Below are 15,106 nucleotides of genomic sequence, written 5' to 3'. Positions count from 1 at the left end.
TGCTTTTCGTCCTTTTTACGTGTTGGGTTTCGTTTTCTCTGCTTTCTGATTTCCTTTACCTGAAGTGAGTTCTTTTGAAAATTCTTCAGATGTCAGTGATTTAGCAGACTGAAGTCCTGATTTAGTTTTTATATTTCGTTTTGTCATAATGGCTATCTCTCCTTTCATAAATGTAGTTTTCTCACCATTCTATCCTTTCATTCGAACGTTCTAAATAGAGAAATTGGAAATTCATCTAGCCCCCCAGAAGTTTTTCCGTTATAATACTAAACAATTTAGGAGGTGTTTTTAGATGATAATTAGGGAGCTAACCGCTGAAGATGCAAATGACTATTGGGACCTGCGCCTAGAAGCCCTTAAAACAAATGGTGAGGCATTTGCCATAACATATGAGGAATCCAACTCACGTTCTAACCCGATTGAACGGGTAGAAAATAATTTATCTTCACCAGGAAGCATCACCTTTGGTGCTTTTATTGATGGAAATCTGACAGGAAATGTTACGGTTTTATACAATTCGCTGGAGAAAATGAAACATAAGGCTTCGATTGTGGCAATGTATGTTTCTCCTCACTTCAGGAAGAGGGGAATTGGCAGAGCGCTGCTTGCTGAAGCAGAAAAAGCAGCTAAAAGTTCTCAAGTGGAATTACTGCAATTAACGGTGGTAACCACTAATCCTTCAGCAGTGAAGCTGTATGAAAAAACAGGATTTGTGGAATTCGGGGTTGAAAAAAACGCAATGAAATGTAATGAGAAATATTACGATGAAATATGGATGTCCAAGGAACTGGTTTAATATGGATTGTTTATACAAAAAAAGAAATGAGGCTGCTCCTCACTTCTTTTAAGCATTAAATATGCATTCTCTCAAGAGGGGGACTCTTGTCATTTGAATGAGAATGATTTTCAATATCATTTTATTCTATATACGTTTCCTTGTCAACACACTAACCTGATTCATCCAGCTTTTTTTATCATTTGCTCAAACGGTGTCCTGCTCCTGCTGATGAATACTGCCCCTCTGCAGATAAGAAAGCTGACGAAAAAGATGATCAAGGCAGCTATTTCCAGGTTGACATAGTATTGAATTCCGCTGCCGAACAGCGATAAAGCTGTATTCCCTTCTGGTGGTCCATTGAGGAAAAAATAATTACTTCCAAGGAATACGTTAAGAATATATATCGGAAGAATCATAATGTTCAGCATCAACATCCCCTGCCAAATGGAGTTAAGAGGTAAAGTATATTCTTTTGTCTTATAAAGATAGACAGCCATTAATGGAATAGCCATATGATGCAGGAAGAATTTGAAGAACCGGTAATGAGGGAAATCGTAAATTAAATCAGGTGTAATTAATGCCAGAATCGGCGGGAACAAGCCTATGTAGTAATAAAAATAAAATACCGTCTTATTTCGTTTCCAAAAGAGATAAATGCCAAAAAATGTACTGAAAGAGCAAAGCTGAAGAGGCAGAAAAAACCTGGCATCCCAAACCTCATAAGTGACCGCCCATATTTGGTAAGAAATTTCCGAGCCGATCAATATGGTTAGCAGACAAATTCCTATTCCTTTAGGAAGCTTGTCTTTCTTTAGTAGAACGAAGGTGAGCATAAGCCCAAAAAATAAAGAAAGAACCGCGATATGAGTCACAGAAAACATCTGAAAATCAGTCATTTCACCTGGTATTAACAAATTTACAACCCTCCATTTCAATTTATATTTTACAGGTGATCAACACAATCGTCCCCAAATACTACTCTATCTTAATAAAAAATTTACCTGCCCTCAATATTTTACTATTTATTCTGAATATTTTAATTTTATTAACCCGCCAAAAAATTATATTCCCACTACCTAAATTGTGGTAAAATTCTAAATTAGGGAAATAGAAAAAAATTTGGGGGTAAAATATGAAAGAAAAATTAAAAGCTTTTGGACTGCCGTTAATGGCAATATCGGTTTTGATAGGCATACTATTTTTCCAGCAGCTGCAGACATTGACTGAACTTCCAAATGAAAAGTGGAGCCGTTCTATTCCTTTTGAATTGGAGACAGAGGAAAAGCCTATCGTGTTCCATAAAGGAAATGAAATCTTCTACAGTGAAGAAGATCAGGTGCACCATTATAGTGTGAATGAAGGACTTGAAGTGAAAAATGAAGGTGATATCTCCTTTACTGTTCCACGTGGATATTCATTTTGGACTGACGGTGAACAATTCGTCACTCTGAGCCAGGGAGTCCTTACGCTGAATGGGGAGAACGAAAAGGTATTAGCAGAAGAAGTAACAGGTGTGGCCACGGCAGAAGATAGGGTCATCTACTGGCAAGAAGGAAATGTGTTCAAATTAGATCTTGAAACATGGGAATCTAAAAATCTTCACAACTTTTCAAATGAAGTAGCGAACGTATTCTTTGGCAGTGATGGAAATTATGTCATTGCAGAGCAGACTGATGATGTAAATGCAGAGCTGTTCTATGTCACTGCAGACGATGCAGTAAATGCAAGCCCTTTCCTGAAAGTTGCCAATAACAAGAACAACAAACTCGGCAACTTATCCTATGTTGCACAAGACGGCGAAATCACCTTTCTTTATGATTCACAATTGAGATCGCAAGGTGTCCTTTCCTACAGCATGTATATGGCTAAGGCTTCCATAAACGAACTGGGAAATACTTTACTGAAACCTGAATTGGTTCAAATTATTAATGAAGCAAACGGAGCAAAACTTGTAACACCTCGTTATGTGCAGTTCATGACATCAACAGACACTCCGACTCTCCTTTTCACTGCAGAAGCGCAAGGAGTCGGGGCTGGCAATACGGTCAGCCTGTATACGGGAACTTATGATGGTTCAACAACTATACAGTCTTCATCCATTACAACAACAGAAGGAATTTCCCACTTTCCTGTAGAAGGATTAGGCGATTCAATTGTATGGCTTGATTATAAAGGAGGAAACTATACCCTTTACGGTGCTTCTCAATCTCCTGAAGTAATGGCTGCCAGTACTGAGCTTAATTCAAGCTCATGGAAGGAAGCAGGAATTAACACAGTATTGATGCTGGGAAGCAGTATGGTGACTTTCCTGGTTTCGTTCTATTGGATTCTGCCTTCACTTCTCTTGCTGATAGTCCTCTACATGACGAAACCTAATATCTTTGAAAAGGAAGAGATCAATTGGGTAGAATATGTATCGATAGCCATTTTCGCACTGATGCCTTTTACCTTCATTGATAAAGCGATGAATGGATACTTTTATGAGATTGCACCTTCGTATCTTACTTTTTCAGGAAGCGGATGGATTCTGCTGCTGATAATCACAGCAGTCTCTACAGTGGTCTGGAAGTTCGGCCGTGACCCGGAGTGGGGTACTTTCGGAGGAGCCTTTTACTTCATTGGAGTATATATTATGCTTTATATTACTAGTATTGGTACGTATGTTTTTAACCTGTTCTAAAATTATCACAAGAAACACGGACTTACGCAGTCCGTGTTTCTCTTTATTGAAGGCTGTTATCGCTATAATGTTGCATTCGTATATTCCCGGATACTAAGAGTTTTATCTCTAAACACCTTTCCTTTTCAGTGTTACCAGATTTCACCTTCGTTATATAGGGGTTTTTTGGAAGTAGTATCAAATAGCCACAAAGTATACGAAGAGAGCCTTGTTGAATGTATTATAGGCTGCTGATTTTCTTCCACGGTCTTCCCCCTTTAATGAAGGTATACACGAGAATGGAAAATAGGAGCCATACCCCTCCTGCTGAAAACCCTCCCAAGATATCACTCGGGTAATGAACGCCTAAATAAATTCTGCTCAATCCTATTAAGAGCACTAATAGCATCAGGGCAGCTGCCCCCAGGATTTTCGACCATGTATGATCATACAGACGGAATACCGCAAAAGCCAAGGTTCCATACAAAACGAATGACCCCATGGAATGGCCGCTTGGAAAGCTGTACCCGCCTTGTTCAACCAATGCTTCAATATCAGGTCTTTCTCTTTTGAAGTACGCTTTAAGAAGCCAATTAAATCCTCCTCCCAGCGCGATCGTGAACAAGACATAAAACCCTAAAGAGTACTTTTTAAATACCAAGAATAAAATGAATGCCAAAGCAGTCAGAATGGATATCCACTCGATTCCTCCAAAAAAGGTGATTCCTTTCATGAATTCTGTTACCCAGGGAGCTCTCAAAGTGCTCACCCCTGAGTACACAGCAGAATCAAAGGCTTCAATTTCCTGTTCCTGCCACTCGTCAACGATTGTAATAAAACCTGATGCCAACAAAATGATGAAACCTATCCCACCGCTAAAAAATAACGCTTGCTTCCAATGGATTTGTCTTTTTTTCATCGACTCTCCCTTCACCTTTTGAAACAGGTTATTGCGCTTTTAATTTCTTAGTGGTTCTTTTCTTTTTGGTAATCTTTGAAGCAGGAACCTTTTCTGATGCTTCCTTATCTATTTTAGGTTTCGTGTTATCTATAGAGGCCTGCAGGGCAGACATTAAGTCTGTCACATTGGCGGCAGGCGCTTTCTCTTTAGGTGTAACAAACTTTTCCCCTGTCTGTTTACTCTGGATAAGATCCATCAATTTCTTACGGTAATCATCTTCATATTTTTCCGGATCAAATTCAGTCGACAACTGGTCAATCAGCATGATAGCCGTATCCAACTCCTTCTGACCGACTTCATCTTCCGCAGGCACATTGGGAACATCACCCGTTTGCCGGACTTCATCGGGAAAATGAATGGTTTCCATTACCATTGTGTTTTGATAGATCCGCACGACAGCAAGCTGCTCCTTTGAACGCATCACAATTTTCGCAATCCCGACTTTGTTGGATTCAACTAACGCCTTTCTCAATAAGCTGTAAGCCTTCTTTCCTCCCTCGTTTGGTGAAATAAAATAGCTGCGGTTAAAATAAATCGGGTCAATCTCTTCAATTTTGATAAAGTCAACAATTTCCACAGCTTTTTCTTCGCTATTATCTCTTAACTCTTTTATTTCCTCATCTTCTATGACGACAAACTTCCCTTTTGCAATTTCATACCCTTTAACAATGTCTTCGTATTCCAGATCCTTCTCACATACCGGGCAGATTTTTTCGTATTTGATCGGTGTGTGGCACTCCCGATGCAGCGACCGCATTTTGATATCTTTATCTTCCGTGGCAGCGTGAAGCTTTATCGGAATGTTTACAAGCCCAAAGCTGATGCTTCCTTTCCATATCGTGTGCATGAGCATCCTCCATTTTGATTTGTCTTATGGTTAATTTGGGGTATTCTGCTCTCTCGTTATTCTATAAAAGTTCTGGAAATAGTTATGGTTACTCTGGGAAAGATAAGATTTATCCTGTTGATTTAGTGGTGATTAAAATGAAACCTATGCTTCCTTCGTTATTTGATGAAGCACCTGTAAATGGAAATTGGAATTATGAAGTGAAATTTGATGGATTCAGAGGAATACTGACGATGAGGTCCAAAGAAGAAATCAGTCTGATGAGCCGGAATGGAAAAGAACTGCTTCCCCTCTTTCCGGAAATTAAAGATTTTTTGGAGGGCATGCTCTCTGAATTGAAATGGCCGCTCCCCATAATACTGGATGGCGAGATTGTTTTATTGGAGAATGATTTCAAAAGCAATTTCAGCGGTGTCCAGACCAGGGGCAGAATGAAGTCAGAGCCGAACATCCAGAAAGCTGCGGCACTGAACCCTTGTACATTCCTCGCATTTGACCTCCTTCAAATCGAAGGAATCAGTTTTACCAGCAAAGAATACTCTGCAAGGAAAAAGGCCTTGAAAGATCTCTTTGAGAAAAGCAGTCTGCCATTGAAGCCTTCCTATGGCTCCTCCTCAAGATTACACATGATCCCTTTCTATAGTGAAATCCGTGAAATCTGGATTAAGATCAGAAGTTTTGATGGAGAAGGATTGATTGCCAAAGATGGCAGCAGCCAGTGGGAAGAAGGCAGGCGAACATCGACTTGGAGAAAAGTGAAGAACTGGCGGAAAGCTTTCTGCTTCATTCTTTCCCGCGACAACCAAAACGGCTATTATGAAGTTGGTGTTTTTAATAAGGAAAAAATCATTTCAATCGGTTCTTTTTATTTTGGTATCAGCCCTGAAGAAAAGCATGCACTGAACTCGATTATTAAAGAAAATGCTTATAAATCCGAACGAGGGAAATCTTTTGTGCATCCTGGCCTTTGCGTTGAACTTAACTACCTTGAATGGTATGAGAATCAAATGAGGGAACCCCATTTTCAGCAGTTTCTTTTTCAATCGAAGCCTGAAGAATGCACCTGGGAAAGATTGATGATGGACGAAGCGTCCCTTCCAGAAGCCGTTGAAATCACCCATCCTCTAAAGCCCCTTTGGGAAACGCCTCCCATCGACAAACTGAATTATATCCGCTATTTAAGAAAGGCAGCTCCACGTCTATTGTTCTTTCTTCGCCAGCGGCCCTTGACTGTCATCAGGCTTCCTCACGGGATGTTCGGTGAATCTTTCTACCAGAAGAACTGCCCGGATTACGCACCTACATTTATTAAAACAGTCAAAAATGAAAATATCGATTACATTGTCTGTGATGATTTAGAGACTTTGATGTGGCTGGGCAACCAACTGGCTATTGAGTTTCATATTCCTTTTCAGAAAGCAGGATCACGTTATGTGAATGAGATTGTCTTTGACCTTGATCCCCCTTCAAGAGATTATTTTCAATTGGCCGTGAAAGCCGCCTTAGAGATGAAAAAGCTTTTTGATCAGATGAATTTGATCAGCTTCATTAAAACTTCCGGCAATAAAGGGCTGCAGGTTTATATTCCTTTACCGGAGGGGTATACCTGGAGCGATACTCATCTCTTCACAGAGTTCATAGCAGATTATTTAACCAACCAGTATCCTGATGAATTCACTACTGAAAGATTGAAAAAGAATAGAAATAACCGATTGTACGTTGATTATATCCAGCATGCAGAAGGAAAGACCATTATCTGCCCCTATTCTCCAAGAGCCAATGAAGATGCGCTTGTATCTGCCCCGCTCTTCTGGGATGAAGTGACAGAAGAACTAAGACCCGAACGTTTTACCATGCAGACTGTCTTAGAGAGACTGCAGAAGAAGGGGTGTCCGTTTGCTGGCTACGAAGAAGCAAAAGAAAAACAGAACATAAAAGATATACTTGCTTTTCTTAAAAGTAATAAAGGTAAGGGAGTTAGATAAGAACAGAAGAATCCATTACCTGGCCTGATGCTTGCCAAGATATAGATAAAACTTAATTCAAGGCACGTTTTATAAATGTTTTATTCTAACCGCACTTTTCGTAAAGTTTTTTTGCATTTAGACGGCACGCCAGCAACAGCCTGAGTATAAGGGCATTCAAGAAAAACAAACTGCTCTCTCCTCTGTCAAAGGGAAGTTTCTAGCTTCAGCGGTCCCTAGTGAGAATACTCTTTGAGCGCACTAAAAAGACAGGATGTTTGAAGCATGACTGGTTCTGTTTTCGAGTACAAAATTTAACAATTAAACATGAAAAGGAGTGTCAAATCGCATTGATTTTGACACTCCTTTTTAACCGTATTCTTGCAGGTAATCTGATCAATTGGTAATAAAAATGCACTCTTAATAGCAAGTGACAGAACTTTTTTTTCTCAAATTTTGTGGCACAAATTCATATACACTTTCAATCCCAATATTAAAAAGAAAGAGAGTTGATTATTAAAAATGTAGCAATTATTTGATTGGAACGGAAGGTGCGTGACCTCCTTCGGGACTAGCGTGACAGGTGAGACCCCACAATCCAGTTCCAGCGCCCAGCCCCTCGGGGTCAAATAACCTCAAGAGAATAAAAGGAAAGACCACCTTTTTTTCTCTTGAGAACATTTGCCTGTCGGGTCTGATCAGGGCGCTTCCACTTTTTATACAGGCGAAAAGCCGAGGAGGCTCACCGCACGCCCCGCGGAGTCACTCACCTGGAGTGGAAATCAAAAGACATTGTTTTTAGGTGTTAATCCCTCAACTATTTCTTATACTAATCAGAAATTTGACTTCAAAAAAGAACCCGTTACCTAAAGCTCCTGTCTTTTGTTCATCTATCTATGCTTTCAGAAAAACACTTCTTTCCACAATGTCTTTGGCATGCTCCTGAAGCTCTGAATAGCCTGCTTCTTCATCGAATATGAATTCATCCACTGTGACGAAACTTTCCGGTTCTTTTACATCGACTTCTATCCCGATGCGGCTTACATAGGTTGCGTTGCCGATGAGATCCATCGAATAGAGCTCTTCATTCTTATGAACGATGACCCGTACCTTCCCGCCGTTGTTAAACACATCGATTTCCTTTTCATATGCATTCAGCCCTGTCAGACATGTTACCAAAGTAGATGCTGACATTGCGGTACCGCATGCATTCGTGAATCCTACTCCTCTTTCAAAGGTTCTTACATAAATGCCCGCTCTTCCGAGATCCTGTACAAAGCTTACATTTACTCCATCAGGAAAGAGATTATTGGGTCCATTCACTGTTTCAGAGATATTTTTTTGCTCATTGGAAAGGATATGTTCGTTTTCAACAATACTGATCAAATGAGGATTCGGTACTGCAACCGCCGTAAAGTTTAAAGTATCAGAGATTTCCGGTATTTTTTCAGATATAAGGGTTTCCTTCTCCATGTTCATCGGTAAATGCTTTAAACCGAACAGCACTGGTGAGATCTCTACCTTATAAGTAGGAATATCCTCAAAAATGGATGGTTCTTTTGAAACCTTTAAATCGGCTTTCATTGTTTCGATTGTAATCTCTTCTCTTTTCTTCACTTCCGTCACATACCGCCCGACACACCTCAAGCCATTTCCACACATGGAAGCTTCTGATCCATCTGCATTGAAGACCCGCATTTTTGCATCACATCTATCACTATCCAGAACAAACAAAATCCCGTCGGCTCCTAGTCCCTTTTTACGGTCACAAAGGGCGATTGCTAAGTTTTGCCGATCCTTTTCCGAGAATTGATAAGTTTCCGTGATTTCATCGATCAGAAGAAAGTCATTACCTGATCCATGACATTTAATTAAATTCAAGTTCATAAAAAAACCCTCCAAGGAGTATCTTGCTGAAACGAGAGATATTAATCCCGTCAGCCAATTAATCTCTAATTCTAATATATTTAGCTTGCCACATCAAAGCCTATTTCGCAATAGGCAGAAACCGACTTGCCGCCAACCTTCCGGGAAGCTTAATTAATTCAATATTTGGGCGAAACACGGTATCCTTAATCTGTAACAACTTAAATTCTTAGGAGGATTGAATGGATGACAGAAGAATTCAAGTTCTACTTTTCTGTAAAAAAAGTAGTTGTAATAGAGGATGCCCATAATACAAAAGAAGTGCTTGTTCATACCAAAATAAAAAAAGGCAGAAATCAAGTCTGCCTTGAAAACGTTTTTCCAGTCAGAATAACAGATATCGGTATCTTCCCCGTCCCTAAAGCGATAGCCGAAAAGGTTAAAGATCCACTTCTGCGCAGGACTCTTCCTTTCGAGCTGAAAAGATACATTAAACCCCAGAAGCGGTTTCTGGAACCTGGTGATTACAGCTGATCGACTTTGCTCTTGAGAGTTTCACCCTGCAGGTATTCCGCCCTCAACAGCCCTTCAGCCCATTGACATGAATGAATGTAAAACTGATTGTACTCATTTTGAGTTATATTGATATCTAACTCCGGACTGCCGGCCCTTTCCCAATCGGCCTGCTCAATAGCGATTACAAGATCGAGTACTTTCTTTAAATTATTTTGCTTTCCTCTCAAGGCATCGCAAATATCATCTTGCAGCGGCATATCCTTTAACACTTTTCCTATGGGCTGCCCAATTATGTCTTCCATTAAGGAAAACATCCCTGTAAGAAAAAAACTGGATGGCACAGCTTCTTCTGACAGCTTAGTTGAAATTAACTCACACATTTTTGCACGGGTAAGGCATAACTTGATGACTTCATCCGATATTTGCCGGTCTGAACCTGTCATGTCCCGAATAGCCAGTACATAAATCCATCGCTGAATTTCAATCAATCCCAGAAGAATGATCGCCTGCCTGATTGAGTTGATTTTGTGCTTAGGCCTGTATGCAGGTGAATTAATGAGTTTAAGCAGTTTATATGACAGTGAAAGATCCTGTTCTATAAGTTCTGCAATCCTTTCCATATTGGGTTCACTCATTTCCAGCCTTTGTATGACTTCATAGTAAGAATGAAAATAGACAGGAACATCATAGGTGCTTAATATCACAGGTTTACTGAAGAAAAACCCTTGAAACAGAGTATATCCCCGCTTCTTTGCTTCTTCGAAATCTCTTCGCGTTTCCACTTTTTCTGCCAAGAGCTTAATGTCCAGAAGCCTTGCAATCAATTCAATCTCTTCCCTTTTTTTCTCTGTAGCAGCCAGCATGTCTACTTTAATATAGTCAGCCAGCTTCATTAATTCTTTGCAGTACGGGTTTTCTTTGTCAAATACAAAGTCATCCAATGCTATCTTATAGCCAAGCTTCCTGAGTTCTCTGCAAATCTTTATGATTTCCGGTGAGGGTTTGACTGTTTCAAGAATTTCTATAACGATTTCCCTCGGCCTGAAGTAAGTGGGAACCTTCAGCTTCAACAGCGTTTCTGTAAAATTTATAAAACAGGGTTTGCCACCGGAAAGCTGATCAATCCCTATGTTCAAAAAACTGTTAATAATGACGTCAGCAGTCGCCCTGTCTCCATCTATATTAGGAAAGAAATTTTCCTGATTATTTCTATATAACAACTCATAAGCAATTGCCTCTTCACTTGCATTGAAGATAGGCTGCCTCGCTACAAAAACTTCCATCTTTATTCACTCCTACGAGAAAATGAAAATATCTATAATAGTTCCAAAATCACAGAAAAAAGGTTAAAATTTGAAGATTCACTCTACTAGAATACCAATAAACAAACCATACGTCTATCTAATATATCCCATACGCTTCACCACTCTAAAGCACAAAAAGGGACAGTCCCTCTTCATGCTTTCAAGCGGTAAAGAAACTTACATTCTTACTACTACATCTAAATGAAAAACAGCATCAGGGGCATAAGCCCCTGATGCTGTTTTTCATTTTGTTTAGGAAATTATAAAGTCACCCTCTGTGGATAACTTATAGCTATATTATCCACGTCCAGCTTCAGCGCCTGAGGGTCCGTACCCACTGGAACGGACTTAGCCCCTCGGGGTCAAATAACCCTCAGAGAATAAAAGGAAAAAACGCCTTTTTTTCTCTGAAGAACATTTGCCTGTCGGGGCTGGACAAGGCGCTTCCGCTTTTGATCTTAATGCACTGAATGGACAAGGAAATTGACCAAAAACAGTGCTGCAATTATATATAAAGGAAGCGATACATCTTTAGCCTTTCCATTTGCGATCTTCAAGATAGGATATAAAATGAATCCGATGGCAATTCCATCTGCTATACTATACGTAAATGGAATCATCGCAATAATGAAGATGGCCGGAAATGCTTCAGTTAAATCTCTTAAATCCATATGCCTGATATTCTGGATCATCAATCCGCCAATAATCATCAGGATCGGAGCAATCGCGTGGTCCGGTATCCACTTAAGATATGGAATAAACAACGTCGAAGCCAGGAAAAGCACACCCGTGGTTAAAGAAGTCAGCCCGGTTCTTCCGCCTGCCGCTATGGCCGCGGCGCTTTCCACTGTGGAAACGGTCGGACTTGTTCCAAACACTCCGCAAGTCGCTGCCGAAAAAGCATTAGACTGAAAAGCCCTTGGATACTTTTCAGGTGTTCCTGCCATATCCATATGTCCGTGCACCAAACCGATATTTTCAAAAACCAATACCATAGTGATGGAAAAAGCAGCAATCCAAAACGGAAGCTCCACTATTTTGGCAAAGGACATCTGGCCGAATACAGACGCATATTCTGACAAGCCCATCCCTGATTGACCTGTTTGAGGTTCAATTCCAAAAAGAAAGCCAAGCACAGTTCCAAAGCCAATACTCCAGAGAAACCCGCCTTTAACATTTCTAATGAAAAGAAAAATCGCCACAAGAAAAGTCAAGATAGCCGCTATGACTGTAATATCACTAATATCTCCCAAACTGATCAAAGCACTGGAACCCCGCTCCACAATACCGCCTTTTTCAAGACCGATCAGCAGCAGAAACATCCCAAGTCCGACTGTGATAGCTTCTTTAAGAGCTTTAGGAATCGCTTTTGATAAAATACTTGATAACCTCGTAAAAGCAACAATCATGAATAACAGTCCTGAAACAAAAACAGCCGCCAGGGCTTCCTGCCATGTAAGACCCATCGATTCCACCATTGTAAAAGTGAACATCGCATTGATCCCCATTCCAGGAACCAGAAGAATCGGGGCATTAGCCCAAAATGCCATCACCAGGCATCCAAAAAATGAAGCCAGAATAGTGGCCATTACCGCTCCTTCAAACGGCATTCCCGCCTCCGAAAGAATCATAGCATTGACAGCAATAATATAAACAATCGTAAAATAGCCGATTGCTCCTGCCGTCACTTCTTTCTTAACTGTTGTTCCGTGCTGCTCTAAACGAAAAATACCTCCTGTTGTTTTCATAAATATCATGTCCTTACGACACAGCCCTCTCCCTACCCGCTTACCCAAAAAGGGAAGCCACAAGGATTAATTTTAGCAGATGTACGTACCTTTGCCAATATGTATCTTGTTTTGAGCAGCGGTTCACTACTTCCTATATTGCGGTCCTAATGCTGATCTTTGATAGAGAAGTAGATTTCCTTTTTTGTAAAAGCTGTTTTAAGTGGTTGAAATAATAAATATTCTTTTAGCTACTCTTAATATACGGACTCTATGATTCCATATTCTTTATCTAGTGTCTCACCAGCCGACCTTGAAGGACCAGCCCCATAAATCAGTCCTATGGTGTCTCTCTAATCGACCTTAAAAGCATCTCTAAAAATAACATTACAGAAATGGTGGAATGGTGTTGGTCATTTTCAGAAGTAAATAATATAGGTAATTCTTACAGCGCACCAGTTAATAAAAGATCAACAACTGCACTGAAAGGAGTGAGCCTTTCCATTAAAAAAGGAGAGATTATAGCGATTATAGGGCCGGCGGGCAGTAGTAAATCTACTTTTCTTCAGGTTTAAAGCAGCACTGATAAACATGCTTCTGGCGAAATTTCAATTGCTGGTGTAAGAGTAATTGAAATAGAAGGAAACGAATCAGCATTATTTCGTCGGAAAGAATTAGTGAATGACAAGAAAAAAAAATAACAAAAAACGCAGACGGTTAAAAAACCTCTGCGTTTTCGAATTAAAGCCAGCCATCGTAACGGCGTCGTATCGCTGAATATTATTGATTGATTTGGCGGATAAGATTAGCCATTTCAATAGCACTGACAGCAGCTTCCCATCCTTTGTTTCCTGCTTTTGTTCCTGCACGTTCAATCGCCTGCTCGATCGTATCGGTTGTCAAAACACCGAAGATAACAGGAACTTCCTCTTGAAGGCCGACATTGGCTACGCCTTTTGCTACTTCTCCGCTCACATATTCAAAGTGTGCAGTTGCTCCCCTGATTACAGTGCCGAGTGTGATAACGGCATCATACTTTTTCGATGCAGCCAGCTTCTTGGCGATGACCGGAATTTCAAATGCACCCGGTACCCATGTGACTGTAATATCAGCTTCGTCGATTCCATGTCTTTTCAGAGCATCTTCTGCCCCGCCCAATAACTTGCTTGTGATGAATTCGTTAAAGCGGGCAACTACGATCGCAACCTTTAATCCTGATCCTACTAAATTACCTTCATAAATTGTTTTCATTGTGTATCCTCCTTAGAATTGAAGTAAGTGTCCTAACTTACCTTTTTTAGTTTTTAAGTATTTTTCATTTTCTGCTTTTGACGGCATCTGGATTGCGACTCGTTCTTCAACCTCCAAGCCGTATCCTTTGATTCCGGTAATTTTTCGCGGGTTATTTGTTAAGAGCCTCATCTTGGTTACTCCCAGATCCTTGAGGATTTGCGCTCCTATCCCATAGTCACGCAAGTCAGCGGCAAATCCAAGTTTATGATTTGCTTCGACCGTGTCAAGTCCTTCTTCTTGAAGCTTGTAGGCTTTCATCTTGTTGACCAGGCCGATTCCCCGCCCTTCCTGACGCATATACAACAAAACTCCATGGCCTTCTTTCTCAATTTGTGAAAGTGCTGCATGCAGCTGCGGACCGCAATCACAGCGATTGGAACCGAATACGTCACCAGTTAAGCATTCTGAATGGACCCTTACCAGCACTGGTTCTTCAGGACGGATTTCTCCTTTGATCAGTGCAACATGCTCCTGGCCTGTCAGTTTTTCCGTGTAAGCTACTGCTTTAAAATCGCCGAATTCAGTAGGCATACTGATTTCCACTTCTTTTTCCACCAGCTTTTCTTCTTTCCTTCTGTAGGCAATCAAATCCTGGATGGTGATTATTTTCAAGTTGAATTTCTCTGCAATAGTTTTAAGTTCAGGCACCCTTGCCATTGTCCCATCGGGATTCATGATCTCGCAAATGACACCCGCCTGTGCTGAGCCGCATAGGGAAGCCAGGTCAACGGCAGCTTCCGTATGGCCGGCCCTTTTGAGAACCCCGCCTTTTTTTGCTATCAGCGGGAATATATGTCCTGGGCGTTTTAAATCACTTGGCTTCGCCTCTTCTTTTATCATTTCCAGTATAGTCGTCGACCGCTCGAATGCACTGATACCTGTAGTTGTATTGATATGGTCCACGCTGATCGTGAATGCTGTGCCGTATGGATCGGTATTTTGATCTGTCATTGGATTCAATTGCAGCTGTGAAGCTTTCTCTGCCGTGATAGGCGTACAAATCAAGCCCCTTCCCTCTGCTGCCATGAAATTGATGACTTCAGGGGTCGCTTTTTCTGCAAGAGATACAAAATCCCCTTCATTTTCACGGTCCTCATCATCAATGACAATAATTACTTTTCCTGTTTTTAAATCTTCCAATGCTTCCTCGATTGTATTAAACAATTAGTCCGCCTCCTTCTCAACCACTTA

At 40.7% G+C, this 15,106-nt stretch carries 14 protein-coding genes; 5 read left to right on the top strand and 9 right to left on the bottom strand.

Annotated features, from left to right (window positions below):
* Positions 1-15: 15 nt before the first annotated feature.
* Positions 16-147: a hypothetical protein gene (locus FZC79_RS23810; protein ID WP_286365356.1), complete on the bottom strand. Its 132-nt coding sequence runs from the start codon at positions 145-147 to the stop codon at positions 16-18.
* Between the two features lie 148 nt (positions 148-295).
* Between FZC79_RS23810 and FZC79_RS07120 the strand changes: the two genes are divergently transcribed.
* A complete protein-coding gene (locus FZC79_RS07120) occupies positions 296-796 on the top strand; it encodes a GNAT family N-acetyltransferase (RefSeq protein ID WP_148946156.1) in 501 nt (166 codons plus the stop codon).
* Positions 797-957: 161 nt separating this feature from the next.
* Here FZC79_RS07120 and FZC79_RS07115 read toward each other — a convergent pair whose 3' ends face one another.
* Positions 958-1,692 (bottom strand): YwaF family protein, encoded by a 735-nt coding sequence (locus tag FZC79_RS07115; protein WP_148946096.1) that lies wholly within the window; start codon positions 1,690-1,692, stop codon positions 958-960.
* Between the two features lie 218 nt (positions 1,693-1,910).
* Here FZC79_RS07115 and FZC79_RS07110 point away from each other — a divergent pair, with 218 nt between their 5' ends.
* A complete protein-coding gene (locus FZC79_RS07110) occupies positions 1,911-3,458 on the top strand; it encodes a hypothetical protein (RefSeq protein WP_148946095.1) in 1,548 nt (515 codons plus the stop codon).
* Positions 3,459-3,678: 220 nt separating this feature from the next.
* On the opposite strand, the gene FZC79_RS23575 is transcribed toward FZC79_RS07110, so the two are convergent.
* Together FZC79_RS23575 and FZC79_RS07100 are read right to left on the bottom strand one after the other, a co-directional pair.
* A complete protein-coding gene (locus FZC79_RS23575) occupies positions 3,679-4,356 on the bottom strand; it encodes a phosphatase PAP2 family protein (RefSeq protein WP_252183272.1) in 678 nt (225 codons plus the stop codon).
* Between the two features lie 28 nt (positions 4,357-4,384).
* Positions 4,385-5,245: a Ku protein gene (locus tag FZC79_RS07100; protein ID WP_148946094.1), complete on the bottom strand. Its 861-nt coding sequence runs from the start codon at positions 5,243-5,245 to the stop codon at positions 4,385-4,387.
* Positions 5,246-5,382: 137 nt separating this feature from the next.
* Between FZC79_RS07100 and FZC79_RS07095 the strand changes: the two genes are divergently transcribed.
* A complete protein-coding gene (locus tag FZC79_RS07095; RefSeq protein WP_148946154.1) occupies positions 5,383-7,230 on the top strand; it encodes a DNA ligase D in 1,848 nt (615 codons plus the stop codon).
* An 873-nt stretch (positions 7,231-8,103) separates the two neighbouring features.
* Here FZC79_RS07095 and dapF read toward each other — a convergent pair.
* Entirely contained in the window at positions 8,104-9,096 is a 993-nt protein-coding gene (dapF, locus tag FZC79_RS07085; protein WP_148946093.1) for a diaminopimelate epimerase, read from the bottom strand.
* A 225-nt stretch (positions 9,097-9,321) separates the two neighbouring features.
* On the opposite strand from dapF, the gene FZC79_RS07080 reads away from it, so the two are divergent.
* Positions 9,322-9,609 carry a hypothetical protein gene (locus tag FZC79_RS07080; protein WP_148946092.1) on the top strand — a complete coding sequence of 96 codons (288 nt, stop codon included), beginning with the start codon at positions 9,322-9,324 and terminating at the stop codon, positions 9,607-9,609.
* Here the strand turns inward: FZC79_RS07080 and FZC79_RS07075 are convergent.
* The gene (locus FZC79_RS07075; RefSeq protein WP_148946091.1) at positions 9,600-10,874 is read right to left on the bottom strand and encodes an EAL and HDOD domain-containing protein; all 1,275 of its coding nucleotides are present in this window, start codon (positions 10,872-10,874) and stop codon (positions 9,600-9,602) included. The two genes, FZC79_RS07080 and FZC79_RS07075, sit on opposite strands and share 10 nt — an antisense overlap.
* A gap of 479 nt (positions 10,875-11,353) precedes the next feature.
* The gene (locus tag FZC79_RS07070) at positions 11,354-12,643 is read right to left on the bottom strand and encodes an NCS2 family permease (protein WP_148946090.1); all 1,290 of its coding nucleotides are present in this window, start codon (positions 12,641-12,643) and stop codon (positions 11,354-11,356) included.
* A gap of 374 nt (positions 12,644-13,017) precedes the next feature.
* Between FZC79_RS07070 and FZC79_RS23980 the strand changes: the two genes are divergently transcribed.
* Positions 13,018-13,197 carry an ATP-binding cassette domain-containing protein gene (locus FZC79_RS23980; RefSeq protein ID WP_148946089.1) on the top strand — a complete coding sequence of 60 codons (180 nt, stop codon included), beginning with the start codon at positions 13,018-13,020 and terminating at the stop codon, positions 13,195-13,197.
* Positions 13,198-13,402: 205 nt separating this feature from the next.
* On the opposite strand, the gene ribH is transcribed toward FZC79_RS23980, so the two are convergent.
* Positions 13,403-13,873, bottom strand: coding sequence for a 6,7-dimethyl-8-ribityllumazine synthase (ribH, locus tag FZC79_RS07060; RefSeq protein WP_113929275.1), 471 nt, complete (start codon positions 13,871-13,873; stop codon positions 13,403-13,405).
* Positions 13,874-13,885: 12 nt separating this feature from the next.
* Positions 13,886-15,079: a bifunctional 3,4-dihydroxy-2-butanone-4-phosphate synthase/GTP cyclohydrolase II gene (locus FZC79_RS07055; RefSeq protein ID WP_148946088.1), complete on the bottom strand. Its 1,194-nt coding sequence runs from the start codon at positions 15,077-15,079 to the stop codon at positions 13,886-13,888.
* Between the last annotated feature and the right edge of the window lie 27 nt (positions 15,080-15,106).

The sequence above is a fragment of the Rossellomorea vietnamensis genome (assembly GCF_008180615.1).
GTDB classification, from domain to species: Bacteria; Bacillota; Bacilli; order Bacillales; family Bacillaceae_B; genus Rossellomorea; species Rossellomorea vietnamensis_D.
This window is presented reverse-complemented; position numbering and strand designations above follow the sequence as displayed.

Excerpts from the sequence above, each read along its gene's own strand:
- FZC79_RS23810 (WP_286365356.1), bottom strand. The coding sequence starts at position 147 with ATGACAAAACGAAATATAAAAACTAAATCAGGACTTCAGTCTGCTAAA.
- FZC79_RS07080 (WP_148946092.1), top strand. The coding sequence starts at position 9,322 with ATGACAGAAGAATTCAAGTTCTACTTTTCTGTAAAAAAAGTAGTTGTA.
- FZC79_RS07070 (WP_148946090.1), bottom strand. The coding sequence starts at position 12,643 with ATGAAAACAACAGGAGGTATTTTTCGTTTAGAGCAGCACGGAACAACA.
- ribH (WP_113929275.1), bottom strand. The coding sequence starts at position 13,873 with ATGAAAACAATTTATGAAGGTAATTTAGTAGGATCAGGATTAAAGGTT.
- dapF (WP_148946093.1), bottom strand. The coding sequence starts at position 9,096 with ATGAACTTGAATTTAATTAAATGTCATGGATCAGGTAATGACTTTCTT.
- FZC79_RS07110 (WP_148946095.1), top strand. The coding sequence starts at position 1,911 with ATGAAAGAAAAATTAAAAGCTTTTGGACTGCCGTTAATGGCAATATCG.
- FZC79_RS07095 (WP_148946154.1), top strand. The coding sequence starts at position 5,383 with ATGAAACCTATGCTTCCTTCGTTATTTGATGAAGCACCTGTAAATGGA.
- FZC79_RS23980 (WP_148946089.1), top strand. The coding sequence starts at position 13,018 with ATGGTGGAATGGTGTTGGTCATTTTCAGAAGTAAATAATATAGGTAAT.
- FZC79_RS23575 (WP_252183272.1), bottom strand. The coding sequence starts at position 4,356 with ATGAAAAAAAGACAAATCCATTGGAAGCAAGCGTTATTTTTTAGCGGT.
- FZC79_RS07100 (WP_148946094.1), bottom strand. The coding sequence starts at position 5,245 with ATGCACACGATATGGAAAGGAAGCATCAGCTTTGGGCTTGTAAACATT.
- FZC79_RS07075 (WP_148946091.1), bottom strand. The coding sequence starts at position 10,874 with ATGGAAGTTTTTGTAGCGAGGCAGCCTATCTTCAATGCAAGTGAAGAG.